This is a genomic window from Pseudomonas sp. 65/3-MNA-CIBAN-0223, from assembly GCF_040310425.1.
Taxonomy (GTDB): Bacteria; Pseudomonadota; Gammaproteobacteria; order Pseudomonadales; family Pseudomonadaceae; genus Aquipseudomonas; species Aquipseudomonas gregormendelii.
Genome location: NZ_JBEOPV010000001.1, coordinates 244561 through 261826, shown reverse-complemented (window position 1 = coordinate 261826; position 17266 = coordinate 244561). Strand labels below are relative to the sequence as shown.

The 17266-nt window shown below is 62.0% G+C and carries 12 protein-coding genes; 9 read left to right on the top strand and 3 right to left on the bottom strand.

Annotated features, from left to right (window positions below; all coding sequences use genetic code 11):
• Window positions 1–3: 3 nt before the first annotated feature.
• Window positions 4–2280, bottom strand: coding sequence for a PAS domain-containing sensor histidine kinase (locus AAEZ09_RS01040; RefSeq protein ID WP_350597684.1), 2277 nt, complete (start codon window positions 2278–2280; stop codon window positions 4–6).
• A 230-nt stretch (window positions 2281–2510) separates the two neighbouring features.
• Here AAEZ09_RS01040 and AAEZ09_RS01035 point away from each other — a divergent pair, with 230 nt between their 5' ends.
• The 6 genes from AAEZ09_RS01035 (at window position 2511) to phaR (ending at window position 10119) form a co-directional block, all read left to right on the top strand.
• On the top strand, window positions 2511–4133 hold the full coding sequence (locus tag AAEZ09_RS01035) for an acyl-CoA synthetase (RefSeq protein WP_350597682.1): 1623 nt from the start codon (window positions 2511–2513) through the stop codon (window positions 4131–4133).
• A 112-nt stretch (window positions 4134–4245) separates the two neighbouring features.
• Window positions 4246–4572: a DUF485 domain-containing protein gene (locus tag AAEZ09_RS01030; RefSeq protein WP_045058590.1), complete on the top strand. Its 327-nt coding sequence runs from the start codon at window positions 4246–4248 to the stop codon at window positions 4570–4572.
• Window positions 4572–6242, top strand: coding sequence for a cation acetate symporter (locus AAEZ09_RS01025; protein ID WP_205892342.1), 1671 nt, complete (start codon window positions 4572–4574; stop codon window positions 6240–6242). Before AAEZ09_RS01030 ends, AAEZ09_RS01025 begins: the two co-directional genes overlap by 1 nt.
• Window positions 6243–6305: 63 nt before the next feature.
• Window positions 6306–8078: an acyl-CoA dehydrogenase C-terminal domain-containing protein gene (locus AAEZ09_RS01020; protein ID WP_045058592.1), complete on the top strand. Its 1773-nt coding sequence runs from the start codon at window positions 6306–6308 to the stop codon at window positions 8076–8078.
• 127 nt (window positions 8079–8205) lie between these two features.
• A complete protein-coding gene (locus tag AAEZ09_RS01015) occupies window positions 8206–9474 on the top strand; it encodes an OprD family porin (protein ID WP_350597679.1) in 1269 nt (422 codons plus the stop codon).
• Between the two features lie 96 nt (window positions 9475–9570).
• Window positions 9571–10119 carry a polyhydroxyalkanoate synthesis repressor PhaR gene (phaR, locus tag AAEZ09_RS01010; RefSeq protein WP_122839770.1) on the top strand — a complete coding sequence of 183 codons (549 nt, stop codon included), beginning with the start codon at window positions 9571–9573 and terminating at the stop codon, window positions 10117–10119.
• A gap of 35 nt (window positions 10120–10154) precedes the next feature.
• On the opposite strand, the gene AAEZ09_RS01005 is transcribed toward phaR, so the two are convergent.
• Entirely contained in the window at window positions 10155–10724 is a 570-nt protein-coding gene (locus AAEZ09_RS01005; RefSeq protein WP_350597676.1) for a phasin family protein, read from the bottom strand.
• A gap of 254 nt (window positions 10725–10978) precedes the next feature.
• On the opposite strand from AAEZ09_RS01005, the gene AAEZ09_RS01000 reads away from it, so the two are divergent.
• Window positions 10979–12802: a DUF3141 domain-containing protein gene (locus AAEZ09_RS01000; RefSeq protein WP_502947556.1), complete on the top strand. Its 1824-nt coding sequence runs from the start codon at window positions 10979–10981 to the stop codon at window positions 12800–12802.
• A 15-nt stretch (window positions 12803–12817) separates the two neighbouring features.
• Here AAEZ09_RS01000 and AAEZ09_RS00995 read toward each other — a convergent pair whose 3' ends face one another.
• Complete coding sequence (locus tag AAEZ09_RS00995) at window positions 12818–13855, bottom strand: AraC family transcriptional regulator (protein WP_350597675.1); 1038 nt, start codon at window positions 13853–13855, stop codon at window positions 12818–12820.
• A gap of 316 nt (window positions 13856–14171) precedes the next feature.
• Between AAEZ09_RS00995 and phaC the strand changes: the two genes are divergently transcribed.
• Together phaC and AAEZ09_RS00985 are read left to right on the top strand one after the other, a co-directional pair.
• Entirely contained in the window at window positions 14172–15875 is a 1704-nt protein-coding gene (phaC, locus tag AAEZ09_RS00990; RefSeq protein ID WP_350597673.1) for a class I poly(R)-hydroxyalkanoic acid synthase, read from the top strand.
• Between the two features lie 90 nt (window positions 15876–15965).
• The gene (locus tag AAEZ09_RS00985; protein WP_350597670.1) at window positions 15966–17111 is read left to right on the top strand and encodes a MalY/PatB family protein; all 1146 of its coding nucleotides are present in this window, start codon (window positions 15966–15968) and stop codon (window positions 17109–17111) included.
• Window positions 17112–17266: the final 155 nt, after the last annotated feature.

Below are 17266 nucleotides of genomic sequence, written 5' to 3'. Positions count from 1 at the left end.
GCGTTATTCCTGTTGTTGTTTGGTCGGGCCGGCAAGCGGTAAGCGGCACATCATCAGCAGCCCGCGGGGTTGGCGCCTGGCCTGCAGCGCCCCACCGAAGCCTTCGATGATGCTGCGGCTCATGGACAGGCCCAGACCCAGGCCATCGGCCTTGCTAGTGTAGAACGGCGTGAATATCTGCTCAAGTTGCGCCTCGCTCACCCCCGGGCCCTGGTCCTGCACACTGAATTCCACGGTCGCACTGCCGCACAGTCCCGCGGCCATGACGATCAGCGAAGGCTGGCCGGGATGTTGTTCGCGATTGGCATCGATGGCATTGCGCAGAATGTTGAGCAGGACCTGTTCGAGCAATACGCGGTCCGCATAAATTGGCAGCAGATTATCCGGCAGCCGATCCTCGATTGTCACTTGGCAATTGCTCGCTTCCCAGGCGCACAAGCGCACCGCTTCGCGGGCGACATCGGCGATGTCCAGGGCTTGCATGCGGCGCTGGCCCTTGCGCAGGAAGGCCCGCAGGCGACGGATCACCCCGGAGGCATGGGTGGCGTGGTGGGTGATGCGCTCCAGCCCCTGGGCGACGCGTTCGGCAGCCTGGGGATTTGAGCCCAGGGACTGCAGGTAACGTTGGCTGGCGTTGGCATAGTTGACCACCGCGGCCAGTGGCTGGTTGATTTCATGGGCGATGCCTGAGGCCAGTTCACCCAGGGTGACCAGCCGCGCCGTGTGCGCCAGTTCGTCCTGGTGGCGGCGCTGCTGGGTCTCGCGCAGTTCGCGTTCGGTCATGTCCCGCGCCACCAGCGAGTAATAACGCTCCCCCCCCGCCGCGCGGTGGGCCAGCAACACCAGGGATACCGGAACACCTGCGCCCCCAGCCGGCGGCAGCAGCCGGGCATCGGTGCTCCACACCCCATCACGCTCGGCAGCGGCCCAGCCCTGGCGTTGCACGCGCAGCAGGTCGGCGCTGGCAAACAGGTCCTCCATGGACGGCATCGGTTGTGGCGGGTTGATGCCCAGGATTCGACGCGCAGCGGGATTGAGGTAGGTGACGTGCCCGTCGGGGTCGATGAACAGCACCGGGTCAGTATTGGCTTCGACCACTTCGGCCAGGCGGCGATTGTTTTCTTCGGCCTGGACCCGGGCGGTGATGTCACGGGAGACGCTGACCACTTCGACGACGGTGCCGGTGTAGGTCTCGCGGATGGCCCGGCTCGCGGTTTCGAACCACAGGTAGTGGCCGTCTCGATGACGAATGCGATAGGTCATGGTGTGATAACCGTCCTGCTCCAGCGCGTCACGCGCCCGCTGCACCAGGCTCGCCAGGTCCTGGCCGTGGAACAGGCCCTGGGCCATTTGCCCGCGCAGTTCTTCGGGCCAGTAGCCAAGCAAGGTCCAGGACGCGGGCGAGGCATCCAGAAAGCGTCCGTCCGGGGAGTGCCGGGAAATCAGGTCGGTGGTGTTCTCGATGATCAGCCGGTACAGGCGGCGCGCCGTGGCGGCCTCTCGCTCAGCCAGCACCTGCACGGTAGCGTCGCGACAACGGGCGAGCACGCGGTTGTCCTGAGGGTCTGGAATGAAGGTCCAGATCAGCACCTGGTCCTCGAACTGGGCTTCGACGCCTTCGATGGCGCGCTGCTGGTCGAGACAGGCGCGCACCAGCACCCGATGGTTGACCGGCAGAAAACCCAGCACGTCGGTCAGGGGTTTTTCCGCCAGCAGGGCCAGCAGCGCCGCATTAAATTCCTGCGGACGTCCCTGGGCATCAAGCAGCAGGCCCGGTTGTGGGTCGTGCCCCAATAGCGGCGAGCCACGCAACATGCCGTTGACGCTACTGAGCAGGGTCGTCAGCAAGTCGCGAACCCAACCCAGCCAGTCAAAACTCACCCCTTCGCAGACTTCCACCAGCAGCAACCCGGCCTGCCCCGGCTGTAACCCCAGGTCGAACACCTGGCCGTGGCTGATGGCAGCGCGGCGCAGGCGACCGGCCAACCAGCAATCGAGCCGGCGCACTTGCGCCAGGTCCAGGCGCCCGGCAGCCGTCAAGGCCTCGAACAGCAGCCGGTCACTGGCCAGCACCGGATCGCCCTGCCCCGGCGGGAAATGCTGGGCGCCGCCCTCATGGCTGTAAATGCCGGCCAGTGGTTGCCAGCTCAGGTACACCGCACGCCGCACTTCGGGACAGTCTTGCAAGGCCCGACACAAGGCGTCGGCGCGGGCGGCCATGGGCACGCCCTCGCGTTGCAGGCGCAACCAGCTGTGCAGTCGAACAGGAGTCGGGGTCATCGCGGGTCCGCATCGGGGTGGCGTCCAAGGATATACCGGCACTGGCGGCTCGGCGGCATTCATTTAGAGCAGGATGAATATAATATAGTACATATACTATACGCTATAGGTTGTACTTCCATATCGATGGCTGAATGTTATATAAAGCAAACCAGACATAAAAGATGCACGCGGCGGCGACGCCGACGAGCCATCTGTAGAGCTAACAATCAGCCACCGAGTATCCGAACATGTCGATCTATGAACAAGGGCTAGGCCCTTCGGCGGTCAATCACATCGCTTTGTCTCCGCTCAGCTTCCTCGAGCGTACTGCCAACGTCTATCCCCACTACCCTGCCGTGATCCACGGGTCGATCCGCCGCACCTGGGCGCAGACCTACACCCGCTGCCGGCGCCTGGCGTCGGCATTGGCCGGGCGCGGCATCGGCAAGGACGACACGGTGGCGGTGATGCTGCCAAACATCCCCGAGATGCTTGAAGTGCACTTCGGGGTGCCGATGATCGGTGCGGTGCTCAACCCCCTCAACGTGCGCCTGGACGCCGAAGCCATCGCGTTCATGCTCCAGCATGGTGAAGCGAAAGTGCTGATCACCGATCGGGAATTCCATGACGTGATCCACGCCGCCATCGGCATGCTCGACCATCCGCCGCTGGTCATCGACGTCAACGACCCGGAATACGGCGAGGGCCAGGCCGTCAGCGAGCTGGACTACGAGGCGCTGCTGGCCGAAGGCGATCCGGCGTTCGACTGGAAATGGCCGGTCAATGAGTGGCAAGCCATCTCGCTGAACTACACCTCCGGCACCACCGGCAACCCCAAGGGGGTGGTCTACCACCATCGCGGCGCCTATCTCAACGCCTTGGGCAACCAGATGACCTGGGCGATGGGCAATCACCCGGTGTACCTATGGACCCTGCCGATGTTCCATTGCAACGGCTGGTGTTACCCCTGGACCATCACCGCCCTGGCCGGGGTGCACGTGTTCCTGCGTCGGGTCGACCCGCAACGAATCCTTACGCTGATCCGCGAACATCAGGTCACTCACCTGTGCGGTGCGCCGATCGTGCTCAACGCACTGGTGAACATGCCAGAGTCGGCCAAGGCCGCGATTGATCATCCGGTCAACGCGATGGTCGCCGGCGCGGCACCGCCGGCCAAGGTCATCGGTGCAGTGGAACAGATGGGCATCAAGGTCACTCACGTCTACGGCCTGACCGAAACCTACGGCCCGGTAACACTCTGCGCCTGGCACGCCGAATGGGATGAGCTGCCTCTGGAAGAACGGGCGCAGATCAAGTCCCGCCAAGGCGTGCGCTATCCGACGCTTGAAGGGGTCATGGTCGGCGACTCGAAAACGCTCGAACCGACGCCGCGCGACGGCCAGACCATCGGCGAGGTGTTCATGCGCGGCAACACCGTGATGAAGGGTTACCTGAAAAACCCGACGGCCACCGCCGAGGCATTTGAAGGTGGATGGTTTCACACCGGCGACCTGGCGGTGTGTCATCCCGACGGCTACGTCGAGATCAAGGACAGGCTCAAGGACATTATTATTTCCGGTGGCGAGAACATTTCCACCATCGAACTGGAAGGCGTGCTGTATCGCCATCCGGGTGTGATGGAAGCCGCAGTCGTTGCACGTCCTGATGAGAAATGGGGCGAGACCCCCTGCGCCTTCATCACGCTCAAGGCCGATTACCAGGATGTGCGCGAGGCCGACATCATCAGTTTCTGCCGCGAACACCTCGCCGGTTTCAAAGTCCCGCGCACGGTGATCTTCACCCTGCTGCCCAAGACCTCGACCGGGAAGGTCCAGAAGTACGTCCTGCGCGACAGGGCCAAGGCACTCTAACCCGAACCAGCACTACCCCTCAGGCGGCAGGTCGATTTCCTGCCGCTTCGGGCTCGTGCAAGCCGAATTTGGCCTTTCACTCCGATAACAACAAGACAAGGTGGAGCTTCCCATGATCGACATCCATTCAACCGATACCCAGCGCTGTGAACGCATACGCGGCAATCCGAAATTCCTGCAGCTGGTCAGCAGCCGTTCACGCCTGGCCTGGTCGCTCAGCGCAGCGGTGCTGGGCACCTACTACATGTTCATGGCGGTGGTGGCGTTCTTCCCACAGTGGTTGCACGCCCCGCTCGCCGAGCACCGGATGATGACCCTGGGCATGCCGGTGGGCGCAGCGATCATCGTGTTTTCCTGGTTGCTGACGGGATGGTACGTGTACCGCGCCAACACCCGCTTCGACGCGCTGGGCGCAGCCATTCTCGAGGAGAGCAAGTGATGAGCATCCTGCGTAAATTCCTGATTGCCGCTGCCGGCCTTTTGCCTGCGAGCCTGGCACTGGCCGCGCCCCTGACCGGCGTCGCCGAAAAGCAGCCACTGAACCTGCATGCGATTGGCATGTTCTTCGTGTTCGTCCTGGGCACGCTGGCGATCACCTGGTGGGCCGCACGCCAGACCAAATCCACCTCTGACTTCTATACCGCAGGCGGTGGCATCACCGGCTTCCAGAACGGCCTGGCGATTGCCGGCGACTACATGTCCGCGGCCACGCTGCTGGGGCTGTCGAGCCTGGTATTTGCCAAGGGCTATGATGGCTTCATCTACACCATCGGCTTTTTTGTCGGCTGGCCGATCATTACTTTCCTGATGGCCGAGCGCTTGCGCAACCTGGGGCGCTACACCTTCGCCGACATTGTTTCCTATCGGCTGGACCAGAACAAAGTACGGATTTTTGCCGCGTTCGGTTCGCTGACCGTGGTGTGCTGCTACCTGATCGTGCAGATGGTCGGTGCCGGTCAGTTGATCAAGCTGCTGTTCGGTCTCGACTACCCGGTGGCCGTGGTGATCGTCGGTGCATTGATGCTGGTGTACGTGATCTTCGGCGGCATGATCGCCACCACTTGGGTACAGATCATCAAGGCCGTGTTGCTGCTCGCAGGCGGAACGACCCTGGCGGTGATGGCCATGTCGCAGTTCGGGTTCAGCTATGAAGCCCTGGCAACCCGGGCGGTCGAGGCACATGCCAGCGGCTGGAACATCATGGGCCCAGGCTCGATGCTCGCCGACCCGATCAACACCGCCTCCATGTCCCTTGGCCTGGTGTTTGGCATTGCCGGCCTGCCGCACATTCTGATGCGCTTCTTCACCGTGCCCAATGCCAAGGAAGCGCGCAAGTCGGTGTTCTACGCAACCGGCTTCATTGGCTTCTTCTTCCTGGTGGTCTGCACCCTGGGTTTCGCCGCGATGGTGATCATCGGCACCGACCCGCAGTACTACGTCAACGGCGAAGTCGGCGGCACCCTGATAGGTGGTGGCAACATGGTTGCCATGCACCTGGCCAAGGCAGTGGGCGGTAACCTGTTCTTCGGTTTCCTCTCGGCGGTGGCCTTCGCCACCATCCTGGCGGTGGTGTCCGGCCTGGCACTGGCCGGCGCTTCGGCGATCTCCCACGACCTTTACGCCACGGTCTTCAAGAAAGGCAAGGCGACCGAGAAACAGGAAATGCGCGTTACCCGCATGGCCACCGTCGGTCTTGGCATCATCGCAATCCTGCTGGGCATCCTGTTCGAGAAGATGAACGTCGCGTTCCTGGTGGGCCTGACGTTCGGCATCGCCGCGTCGACCAACTTCCCGGTGCTGATCATGGCCATGTACTGGAAAGACCTGACCACCAAAGGCGCGATCATCGGCGGGTTTGCCGGTCTGATTTGCGCCTTGGTACTGGTGATCCTGTCGCCTGCCGTTTGGGTGACCGTGCTGGGCCATGCCCACGCCATCTTCCCCTACGACCACCCTGCCCTGTTCTCCATGCCGCTGGCGTTCCTGGTGATCGTCGTGGTGTCGAAACTCGACCGCAGCGTGCGGGCCGGCAAAGAGCGTGATGCCTACGCCGACCAGTTTGTCCGGGCCCAGACCGGCCTGGGTGCCGCCAGCGCGTCCAGCCACTGATTGAACGGGCGCGACCGTCCATGACGGACCGCGCCCATCGCCTAACCCTGTGAGGTTCACGTAATGCCCGAATTCAAAGCCCCGCTGCGCGATATGCGCTTTGTGCTGCATGAAGTGTTCGAAGCCCCGGCCTTGTGGGCGCGCCTGCCAGCCCTGGCCGATAACGTCGACGCCGCCACCGCCGATGCCATTCTCGAGGAAGCGGCCAAGGTCACCTCGCACCTGATTGCACCGCTTAATCGCAGCGGCGACGAAGAAGGCGCCCAGTGGCAGGATGGCCAGGTCAGCACGCCGACCGGTTTCAAACAGGCGTACGCCACCTATATCGAAGGAGGCTGGGTGGGCCTGTCGGGAAACGCCGAGTTCGGCGGCATGGGCATGCCGAAGATGCTCGCAGTGCAGTTCGAGGAAATGCTCTACGGCGCCAACTCCAGCTTCGCCCTGTACTCGGCACTGAGTTCCGGTGCCTGCCTGGCGCTGGATGCCCACGCCAGCGACACCTTGAAAAACCTTTACCTGCCGCCCATGTACGAAGGTCGCTGGGCCGGTTCCATGTGCCTGACCGAAGCTCACGCCGGCACCGACCTGGGCCTGATCCGCACCCGCGCCGAACCCCAGGCCGACGGCAGTTTCCAGATCACCGGCAGCAAGATCTTCATTACCGGCGGCGACCAGGACCTGACCGAAAACATCATCCACCTGGTGCTGGCCAAGCTGCCTGACGCACCCGCCGGGCCAAAAGGCATCTCGCTGTTTGTGGTGCCTAAAATTCGCGTCAACGCCGACGGCTCCCTCGGCGCCGCCAACGCCGTCAGTTGCGGCTCGATCGAACACAAGATGGGCATCAAGGCTTCGGCCACCTGCGTGATCAACTTCGACGGCGCCAGCGGCTGGCTGGTGGGCGAGGCCAACAAAGGCCTGGCAGCCATGTTCACGATGATGAACTACGAACGGCTGTCCATCGGCATCCAGGGCATCGGTTGCGCTGAAGCGTCCTACCAGAGCGCGGTGACCTACGCCCGCGAGCGCGTGCAAAGCCGTGCCCCCACAGGCGCCATGGCCCCCACCCAGGTGGCCGACCCGATCATCGTCCACCCGGATGTGCGTCGCATGCTGTTGAGCATGAAAGCCATGACCGAAGGTGGCCGGGCGTTCGCCAGTTACGTGGGACAGCAACTGGACCTGGCAAAGTTCTCCGACGATGCCAGCGAGCGCGACAGTGCGCAAAACCTGGTGGCCTTGCTGACGCCAGTGGCCAAGGCGTTTTTCACCGACAGCGGCCTGGAAAGCTGCATTCACGGACAACAGGTTTTCGGTGGCCACGGCTACGTCCGCGAGTGGGGTCAGGAGCAATTGGTTCGCGACGTGCGCATCGCGCAGATCTATGAGGGCACCAACGGCATCCAGGCGCTTGACCTGCTCGGGCGCAAAGTGGTGGCCAATCATGGCGTGGTACTGCGCCAGTTCACTGACGAGATCCGCCGCTTCACGGACCAGCCCGACGCGCCCTACGCGACACAACTGCTGGATGCGGTACGGCGCCTGGAAAACCTCAGTGATTGGGTACAGGACCGGGCCGAGACCAACCGCAATGAAGTCGGCGCCGCGTCGGTGGAGTACCTGCACCTGTTTGGTTACGTCGCCTATGCCTGGCTGTGGGCACGCATGGCGCACGTGGCCGGCAAGCAGCGCAGCACCGATGAGGCGTTCTATGGCGCGAAGATCGCCACCGCCGACTTCTACATTCACCGCCTGCTGCCGCGCATCCTGAGCCTTGAGCAGTCCATACGCGCCGGCAGCGCCTCGCTGTACGGCCTGACGGCTGAGCAGTTCTAACGATTGAACCGCGCGCGGCGCCTTGCTCCTCTCATTCAGGCGTCGCGTTTTTTATTCAGCAGCCCTCGCCAGCTCGGCGAGGGTCGCCAGATCCGATTTCTCATAATAAAAACAAAGGGGCTTCACCATGGATCGTCACACCTGCAATCTCGCGACCCGACTGCTGCTGGCCGGTGGCGTCATCAGCCTCTCGGCCCCCGCTGCCGCTGATTTCATCAAGGACAGCAAAGCCAGCGTGGAATTGCGCAATTTTTACTTCAACCGCGACTTTCGCCAGGACAACGCCGCACAATCGAAACAGGAAGAATGGGCCCAGGGTTTCCTGATGCGCTTCGAATCGGGCTTCACTGCCGGGACCATTGGTGTCGGGTTCGACGCCATCGGCCTGCTCGGGGTCAAGCTCGACTCCAGCCCTGATCGTGCCGGCTCCGGTTTGCTCAAGCGCCATGCCGATACCCGCCAGGGCGCCCATGACGAGTACGCTGAAGTGGGCCTGACGGCCAAGGTTCGCGCGGCAAAAAGTGTACTGAAACTGGGGACACTGTTGCCCAAGCTGCCAACCGTGCTGGCGAACGACTCACGCCTGTTGCCGCAGACTTTCCAGGGCGGCCAGTTGAGTTCGCTGGACATCCAGGGCCTGACCGCAGACGCCGGGCGCCTGACCCAGGTCAATCAACGTGATTCCTCGAACTACGAGGACATGGGCATCACTCGTACGGGCGCCAAGGGCATCATTAGTCGCCACCTGGCCAGCGACAGCTTCGACTTCGCCAGCCTCAACTACAAATGGACGCCTGATCTGGCCACCGGCTATAGCTACGGTCATCTGGATAATTTCTACAGCCAGCATCTGGTCAACCTGACGTACGTCCTGCCGATCACCGTGGGCCAGTCATTAAAAACCGACCTGCGCTTCGCCCGCTCCACCGACGACGGCGGCAGCAATGTCGACAACAATGCCCTGGGCGCGATGTTCACCTACACCCTGGGCGGTCATGCCTTTGGCCTCGGCTACCAGGGCATGAGCGGCGACACCGGTTATGCCTACATAAACGGCACCGACGCGTTCCTGGTGAACTTCGTGCAAATCGGCGACTTCGCCAGCAAGGACGAAAAATCCTGGCAGGCGCGCTACGACTACAACTTTGCGGCCATGGGTATTCCCGGCCTGACCTTCATGACCCGCTACCTCACCGGCTCGGACATCGACCTGGGCAACAACCGGCCTGAAGGCAAGGAATGGGAGCGCGATACCGATATCGGCTACGTGGTGCAGAGTGGGCCGCTGAAGAATGTCGGGCTGAAATGGCGCAACGCGACAGTGCGCTCGACCAACTTTGGCAGTGACCTGGATGAAAACCGCCTGATTGTCAGTTATACCCTGCCGATCTGGTAAGCAATGCCTCGTCCCCACCCTTAGGGGACGATTTACCGGGGGCGCACCGGCTGGCAAAGGCGCTCTCGAGGGCACGGGCGATGAGAGTAGGATAAGATGCCTGCAAACCAGGCTCGCCGCGAGACGCCCCGCATGACCGATATCACCCCCCGCCTGATCAAGAAGTACCCCAACCGCCGACTCTATGACACCCACACCAGCAGTCACCTGACGCTGGCGGACATTCGTCAACTGGTCGTCGACAAGGTGCCGTTCCAGGTCGTCGACGCCAAAAGCGGCGAAGACCTGACGCGCAGCATCCTGCTGCAGGTGATCCTGGAAGCTGAAAGCGGTGGCGAGCCGATCTTCACCAGCGAGATGCTGATGGGCATTATCCAGTTCTACGGGCCCTATCAGGGTGTGCTCGGCAGTTACCTGGACAAGAGCATCCAGACCGTTATCGACATCCAGTCCCAGACGGGCGCGCAGTCTTCCGAAGCCTGGAGTACCTTCATGCACCAGCAGGCTCCCGTGATGCAGGACTTGATGCGCCAGTATGTCGATCAGTCCAAGGCGCTGTACCTCAATACCCAGAATCTGTTTGGCATGTTTGGCGCAACGCCGGATGCCAAAGGCGGCCCGAAAAAAAATGGCGACGGGGAATAAACCCGTCGCCATCGATGCAGCTGGCCTGAACTGACTTACTTGTTACCGCTGGTAGCCTTGCCGCCGGCTCCTGGCGCGGCTTTTCCCGGCGCTGCGCTCGCGGCCTCGAAACCACTCTGAGCCACATCGGCCGCCTGCTTCGCGGCTTTTTGTGCGCTTTCAAAGACCGTACCGGCGTTGGCCAGGCCCGACTTGAAAGCGGCAACCACCGGTTCCGAACCCGCTGGCGCGTTCTTGCTCAAGGTTTCCACGAACTCTTCAACCTGCCGGGTGCCGGATTCGACCTGGCTGGAGGTCAGTTTGGCGATGTCCGACTGGGTGTCGACGATCAGCGCCTGGACCTGACGGTTGAACTCGGCCAGGCGTTCGCCCTGTGCACTTGGTTGGGTCAACGAAGCCTGCAGCTCGGCAAAACCCTGAGGATCACGCACAGCCAGCAACTTGCGAACGCCTTCGAAGTGTTCCTCGGTGGAGTCGCGCAGGGCCTTGAACTGCAACTGGCTCAGCTGCTCGACGCTGGCGAAGACTTTGCCGCTGATCTGCTGCAAAAGGTCGAGGTTGGCTTTCTGGGCGGTTTGCAGTTTTTCCGGGTTGAAAAAAGACATGCTGGAATCTCCTGGTACTGAATGCCCTGAGAGGGCCAAGGGCGCGACGGCGATCCTGCCAGTCATCGCGATAGCGGCGATATTGCAGTGCACAAATCTGTTTGGCAATGAGTATTTTGTGCGGCGCACAATAAATCGTGGTGACCTTGAGTGTTTTGACGATAGACTCCAGCCACTGAGCGCTTCCGACAAGCCCCCATTGATCGCAACAATGTTTTCGGAGCGCTTTCCATGCAGGTCGGCAGGAGCACACCATGAACCAGGCAGGAAATATTGCAGCGCACGATAAAGACCTTGCAGCAGCGCCCGGTCTGTTCGATCACCTGAGTCATCTGCAGCAGCTCAACCTGCACAATGTGCTGGGCGCCGTGAACGCGCGCCAGGCCAGCACCCTGGCGTCCTCACGGTTGGGACAACTCAGGCAGCCCTCGGCCGCCGACTGGCAGGACTACCTGACCGACCTTGGCCAACGCAGCCTGTTGTTCTGGGATACCTTGCGCCAGCGCGGCGACAACACCCTGGCTCACGAACGCGCCGGGCATCCACTGCTGCTCAAGTTCGAGTACGAAGTGCTACAGGCCGGCGAGCAACTGCCCCGCCCGGTCAACTATTCGCTGCTCAAAATCGTCGATGCATCGGCACCAGCAAGCGACCCCGACCAGCAGCCAGTGGTGATTATCGATCCGCGGGGCGGCCATGGCTCGGGCATTGGCGGCTTCAAACAGGATTCGCTGATCGGCGAGAGCCTGCGCGCCGGTCACCCCACCTACTTCATCTCGTTCAGTCATTCGCCAAGCCCCGGGCAAACCCTGGCAGACATCGTTCAGGCCCAAGCGCAATTCATCGAGCTGGTCAGCGCCAGACACCCCGACAGTGCCAAGCCGGTGGTCATCGGCAACTGCCAGGCGGGCTGGGCCTTAATGAGCCTGGCGGCCTCCAGGCCGGAGCTGCCGGGCTTGATCATCATCAATGGCGCGCCGCTGTCCTATTGGGCTGGCACCCATGGGCGCAATCCGCTGCGTTACTGCGGCGGGCTGCTGGGCGGTGGCTGGATGGCGCGCCTGGGCAGCGACCTGGGCAACTCGCGTTTCGACGGCGCCTGGCTGGTGAGCAATTTCGAAAGCCTGGACCCGGCCAATGCCTGGTGGGGCAAGTATTATCACCTGTTCAGCGAAGTCGATGGCGAGGCCGAGCGCTTCCTCGACTTTGAACGCTGGTGGGGCAGCCCGACCCTGCTCAACGGCGAAGAAATCGAGATGATCGTTGACCAACTGTTCATCGGCAATCAGCTGTCCGGCGGAGTCGGGCGCAAAAGCAATGGCCTGGACCTCAAGCGCATCGAAGTGCCGGTGGTGGTGTTCTGCTCCTGTGGCGACAACATCACTTCGCCGCAACAGGCACTGGACTGGATCACCGACCTCTATCCCAGCGATCTCGCCCTGGACGCCGCCGGTCGCACCATCGTTTATCTGCGCCATGCCAGCATCGGGCACCTGGGCATTTTTGTCTCCGGCGAAGTGGCCCGGCGCGAGCACCGCGAGCTGCTGGGAGCGGTCGATACCATCAATGCCCTGCCCCCTGGCCTGTATGAAATGTTGATCGAGGACTTGCCAGAAGATGCGCAGAATCCCTATCGCGTCAGCTTCGAACCGCGCAGGATCGCCGACATTCATGGCGATGTTGAAACACCGCAGGCTGACGATCGCGAATTCGCCCTGGTCGAACGCACCTCGACCTTCAACAACAACCTCTACGATGCCTGCGTTCGTCCGTGGCTGCGCCAGTTGATCAACGAACCCGGCGCCGAACTCATCCGCCGGGCCCATCCTTTTCATCAGCAGCAATTGCTCTGGAGCAGCCTCAACCCGGCCCTGTGGTGGGTGGCGGCAGGCGCGGCCAAGGCCCGCCGGGATCGCCAGTGCGTCCGCGCGAACAACCCGTTGCTGGCGTGGCAGGACTTGTATTCGGATCAACTGCAGGATGCCCTGAACGGCTACCGCGACCAGCGTGATGCTGCCCAGGAAATGAGCTTCTATGGGGTGTATGGCGCCCTCAATGGCCTGCTCGGCGATCGTTGACGCACCAGGGCCGCGTCAGACCGGCGCGGCTTGCTCGATCTCGAACGATTGATCGGCGCGGTACTGCCCCGGCGTCATGCCAAACCAGCGGCTGCAGGCCTTGTTGAAGCTGCTGTGGTCATGAAAACCCAGCAGATACGCCACACGCTTCATGTTGAAGTGGGAGTGACGCAGGTAGAAATCCGCCAATTGTCGGCGCACTGCATTCTGCACATCCTTGAATTGCGTCCCATCCTTTTCCAGGGCCCGTTGCAGGGTGCGCTTGCTGAAATTCAGCGCTGCAGCAATGTATTCCATGTCGCAAAGCCCCTGCCCCTGACTCAAGCGCTCGGTGATCAGCGCGCGAATCCTGCCGACGATGGTGAAGCCGAACAGCAGGTCAAGTTGCGCCTCGGCAAAACTGTCGTGCAACACCGCCAACGCTTCGTTGGCCATGCTCAACGGCCGCAGCAGCTCCTGGCCGTCGAACAGGATGCTGTCGTAAGCCGACCCGAACTGCAGGTCGCAGCCAAACAGGCGTTTATGTTCCGAAGTGTCCTCGGGTTCGGGATAGCTGAATTCCACACTCATCGGTTGCGGTAATTTGCCATCACCCAGCCAGCGGCAGATGCCGAGCAATGATGCCAGACCGGCATCCGCGTACTGCCGGGGCTTGATCGAGCCCGATTGTTGATGATCGAGGGAAGCCAGGCGATAGCGTCCCTGCTCCGGGACGAAAAACAGGCTGAAGCCGGTGCCGATCAATGGGCTGAATCGCACCAGGCGCTCAAGGGCGCGTTTCAGGTTGAGGCTGGACATCATGGTGTAGCCGACAATCTGGAAGCTGCCTGGATGAAAATGCCCGTACGCCTTGAGGCCGATGTCCGGGTCCGCAGCAGCCTGGGCCGCCAGTTGCCACAGGCGATAAATCACCCTGCGCTCGCACAGCGCTCCAGGGACACTGGCGAGGCTCATGTCCAGCCCGGCGACTTGGCACAGGCTGGCAACGTCGAGTCCCTCGGCCGAGAGCGTATTGACCAGCACATTGGCATAGCCCGAGCTCATTCTGTACATGGCGTTCTCGATGACGTAAGTACTGGGCGCTTTCAAGGAATGATAAGCGGCGGCCTGGTTGGGGGTATTGATCTGCGTCGGTTTCTGCGACCCATTGATCCTTGACCGCACACTCGCGGGCCAGGCCGCTGGCACCGGCAACACCACTTGGCTGCTTGGCGCCGTTGGACACCACACAGTCACCCGGCAACACTTCCGCACGGCCCGCCCATCACCAACAATCCTCCATCTTGCAGCGCAAAACAATAAAAGCAACGGACGTCAGGAAGTCGCTTGGTCGTATTGCGTTGTTCACGACTGTTATGGGTGGAAATTAATGGACAGCAAAGCGCAAACCTTCAACAGTTACTGGTCCGGCCAGGTGCCCTTTATCGCCAATTTTGCACTGCAACAGTTACGCCTGTGGGTCAGCACCAATCCCTGGTTCACCGGGCAGGATTACCACGCCTGGTTCGACCTGCCTCGGGCAACGCTGGACACCCTCCAATCCGACTACCAGCAGCAATGGGCAGAACTCGGCCAGCGGGTGCTGAGCGGGCAGCCCTTCAGTTTCCAGGACCGGCGTTTCGCCAGCGACAATTGGAGCCAGCCGCTGTACGGCTCCCTCGCCGCGTTTTACCTGCTCAACGCCGGCTTCCTGCTCAAGCTGCTTGAACACTTGCCGATCGAAACCAGGAAGCCGCGCCAGCGCCTGCTCTATCTGGTGGAGCAAGCCATCGCAGCGGGTGCGCCGAGCAATTGCCTGGCAAGCAACCCCGACGCGCTGCAACGGGTGGTCGAGACCGGGGGCAGCAGCCTGCTGACAGGTTTGCTGCACCTTGCAAGCGATCTGCAGGAAGGCAAGATGCGCCAGTGCGACCGCGATGCATTTCAGGTAGGCGTCGACCTGGCCAACACGCCGGGTGAGGTGGTGTTCGAGAACGAGTTGTTCCAGCTGATCCAGTACTACCCGCAAGCACAAACCGGCTACCGGCGCCCCGTCTTCATCGTCCCGCCATCGATCAACAAGTTCTACATCCTCGACCTGCGCCCGGACAACTCCATGGTCGGTCACCTGCTGCAGCAAGGCCATCCGGTGTTCCTGATGTCCTGGCGCAACTTCGATCAGGCGCATGCCGGCATTACCTGGGACGACCTGATCGACACCGGCATCGTCAAGGCGCTGCAGGTCACCCGTGAAATCAGCGGCGAGCAGCGCCCCCATTGCGTAGGTTTTTGCATCGGCGGCACCCTGCTCAGCACGGCACTGGCGGTGCTGGCGGCGCGCGGCGATCGTGAGATCGCCAGCGTGAGCCTGCTCACCACCTTCCTCGACTACCTGGATACCGGCCCCATCGACATATTCGTCGACGAACAACTGTTGGCTTACCGCGAGCGCACCATTGGCGGCAGCAACGGCCCGATCGGCCTGTTCAAGGGCGAGGACATGGGCAACACCTTCTCGCTGCTGCGCCCCAACGACCTGTGGTGGAACTACAACGTCGACAAATACCTCAAGGGCCAGAAACCCAATGCCCTGGACCTGCTGTTCTGGAACAACGACAGCACCAATCTGCCTGGCCCCATGTACTGCTGGTACCTGCGGCATACCTATCTGCAAAATGACCTCAAGTCCGGCGAACTGGAGTGCTGCGGAGTCAAGCTGGACCTGCGCGCGATTGACGCGCCCGCCTACATCCTCGCGACCCACGACGATCACATCGTGCCGTGGCGCAGCGCCTACGCCAGCACCCAATTGCTCAGCGGCCCCACCCGATTCGTGTTGGGGGCATCCGGCCATATTGCGGGCGTAATCAATCCACCTGCCCGTGAAAAACGCCACTACTGGACCCAGGAGCAGATCACCAGCGACCCTGACGTCTGGTTCGACAATGCCCGGCAGCAACCCGGAAGCTGGTGGAACGACTGGTTTGCGTGGCTGGCCGATCAATCCGCCGAGCGCGAGCCGGCGATGCAGCAGATGGGAAATGCCCAATACCCGCCACTGGAGCCGGCCCCTGGACGCTATGTGATGCAGTGATTGCAGACAAAGGCGCCCAAGGCTCGCCCCCACGAGGGTTGGGCGTTTATCATGGGCGCCATACCACCCCTGCCTTCTATGAGCACCTGCATGACTTTCGATTTCGATCAGGTCCACGACCGCCACGCTACCGGCAGTACCAAATGGAGCCGCTACCCCGACGATGTCTTGCCGATGTGGGTCGCCGACATGGACTTCGCCGCGCCGCCGGTGATCATCCAGGCGCTGCAAAAACGCCTGGAACATCCTCTGCTGGGGTATAGCGTGTGCCAGGACAATCTGCGCCAGGCCATCGTTGCCGATCTGTGGCACAAATATGCCTGGCGCGTCGATCCTCAGGCCCTGGTGTTCCTGCCGGGCGTGGAGTCGGGTTTCAACATGGCATTGAAAGCGCTGGTCAAGGCGCAGCAGAATGTCGTGGTGCAGGTGCCCAATTACCCGCCGCTGCGCCATGCACCGGGCCACTGGGGGCTGAACAAGGTTGAACTGGGGTTCGACTTGCAGGCAGATGGCACCTTCACCACGCCGCTGGACAGCTTGCGCCAGTCATTGCAAGGCGGCGGCGCCCTGCTGTTGAGCAACCCGCATAACCCGCTGGGCAAAGCTTTTCCGCGCGAAGAACTGCAAGCGATTGCCGACATCTGCCTGGAGCAGGACGCCTGGATCATCTCCGACGAGATCCACGCCGAACTGTGCTTTGACGGTCGGGTGCACGTGCCCACGGCGTCCCTGAGCGAGGCCATCTCCCGGCGCACCATCACCCTGATGTCGGCGAGCAAGGCCTACAACATCGCCGGCCTCAAGACCTCGTTCATGATCATTGATGACGCGGCTGTGCGTGCCCAGGTCAATCACGCGCGCTGTGGCATGGTCGACAGCGTCAACCCGCTGGGGCTGGAAGCCACGCGCGTCGCCTACAGCGAAGCCGCACCCTGGCTGGCCGAGCTCAAGACTTACCTGCAGGCCAACCGCGACTGGCTGGTGGACGCGGTTCGCACGCGCCTGCCGGGTATCAGCATGAACGTGCCGCAAAGCACCTACCTGGCCTGGCTCGATTGCTCGGCGCTGGGCCTGGCCAATCCGCAGCAGTTTTTCCTGCAGCAGGCCAAGGTCGGGTTGAGTGCAGGGCTGGACTTCGGCGACGACCACCAACAGTTCGTGCGCCTCAACTTCGGCTGCCCTCGTTCGTTGCTCGAAGAAGGTATCGCCCGGATGGAACGCAGCCTCAACACTTGATCAACTGATCAACTGTGGGAGCAAAGCTTGCTCCCACAGAACCTCACCAGCTGCTGGACCTCCATCACAGAATCCCGGCAGGTGCCCAACCGGCCAGATAATTGGGTAATATGTCGCCCCTTCCCCGCAGCCCTGCTCTGCACCTGCCGAATAAG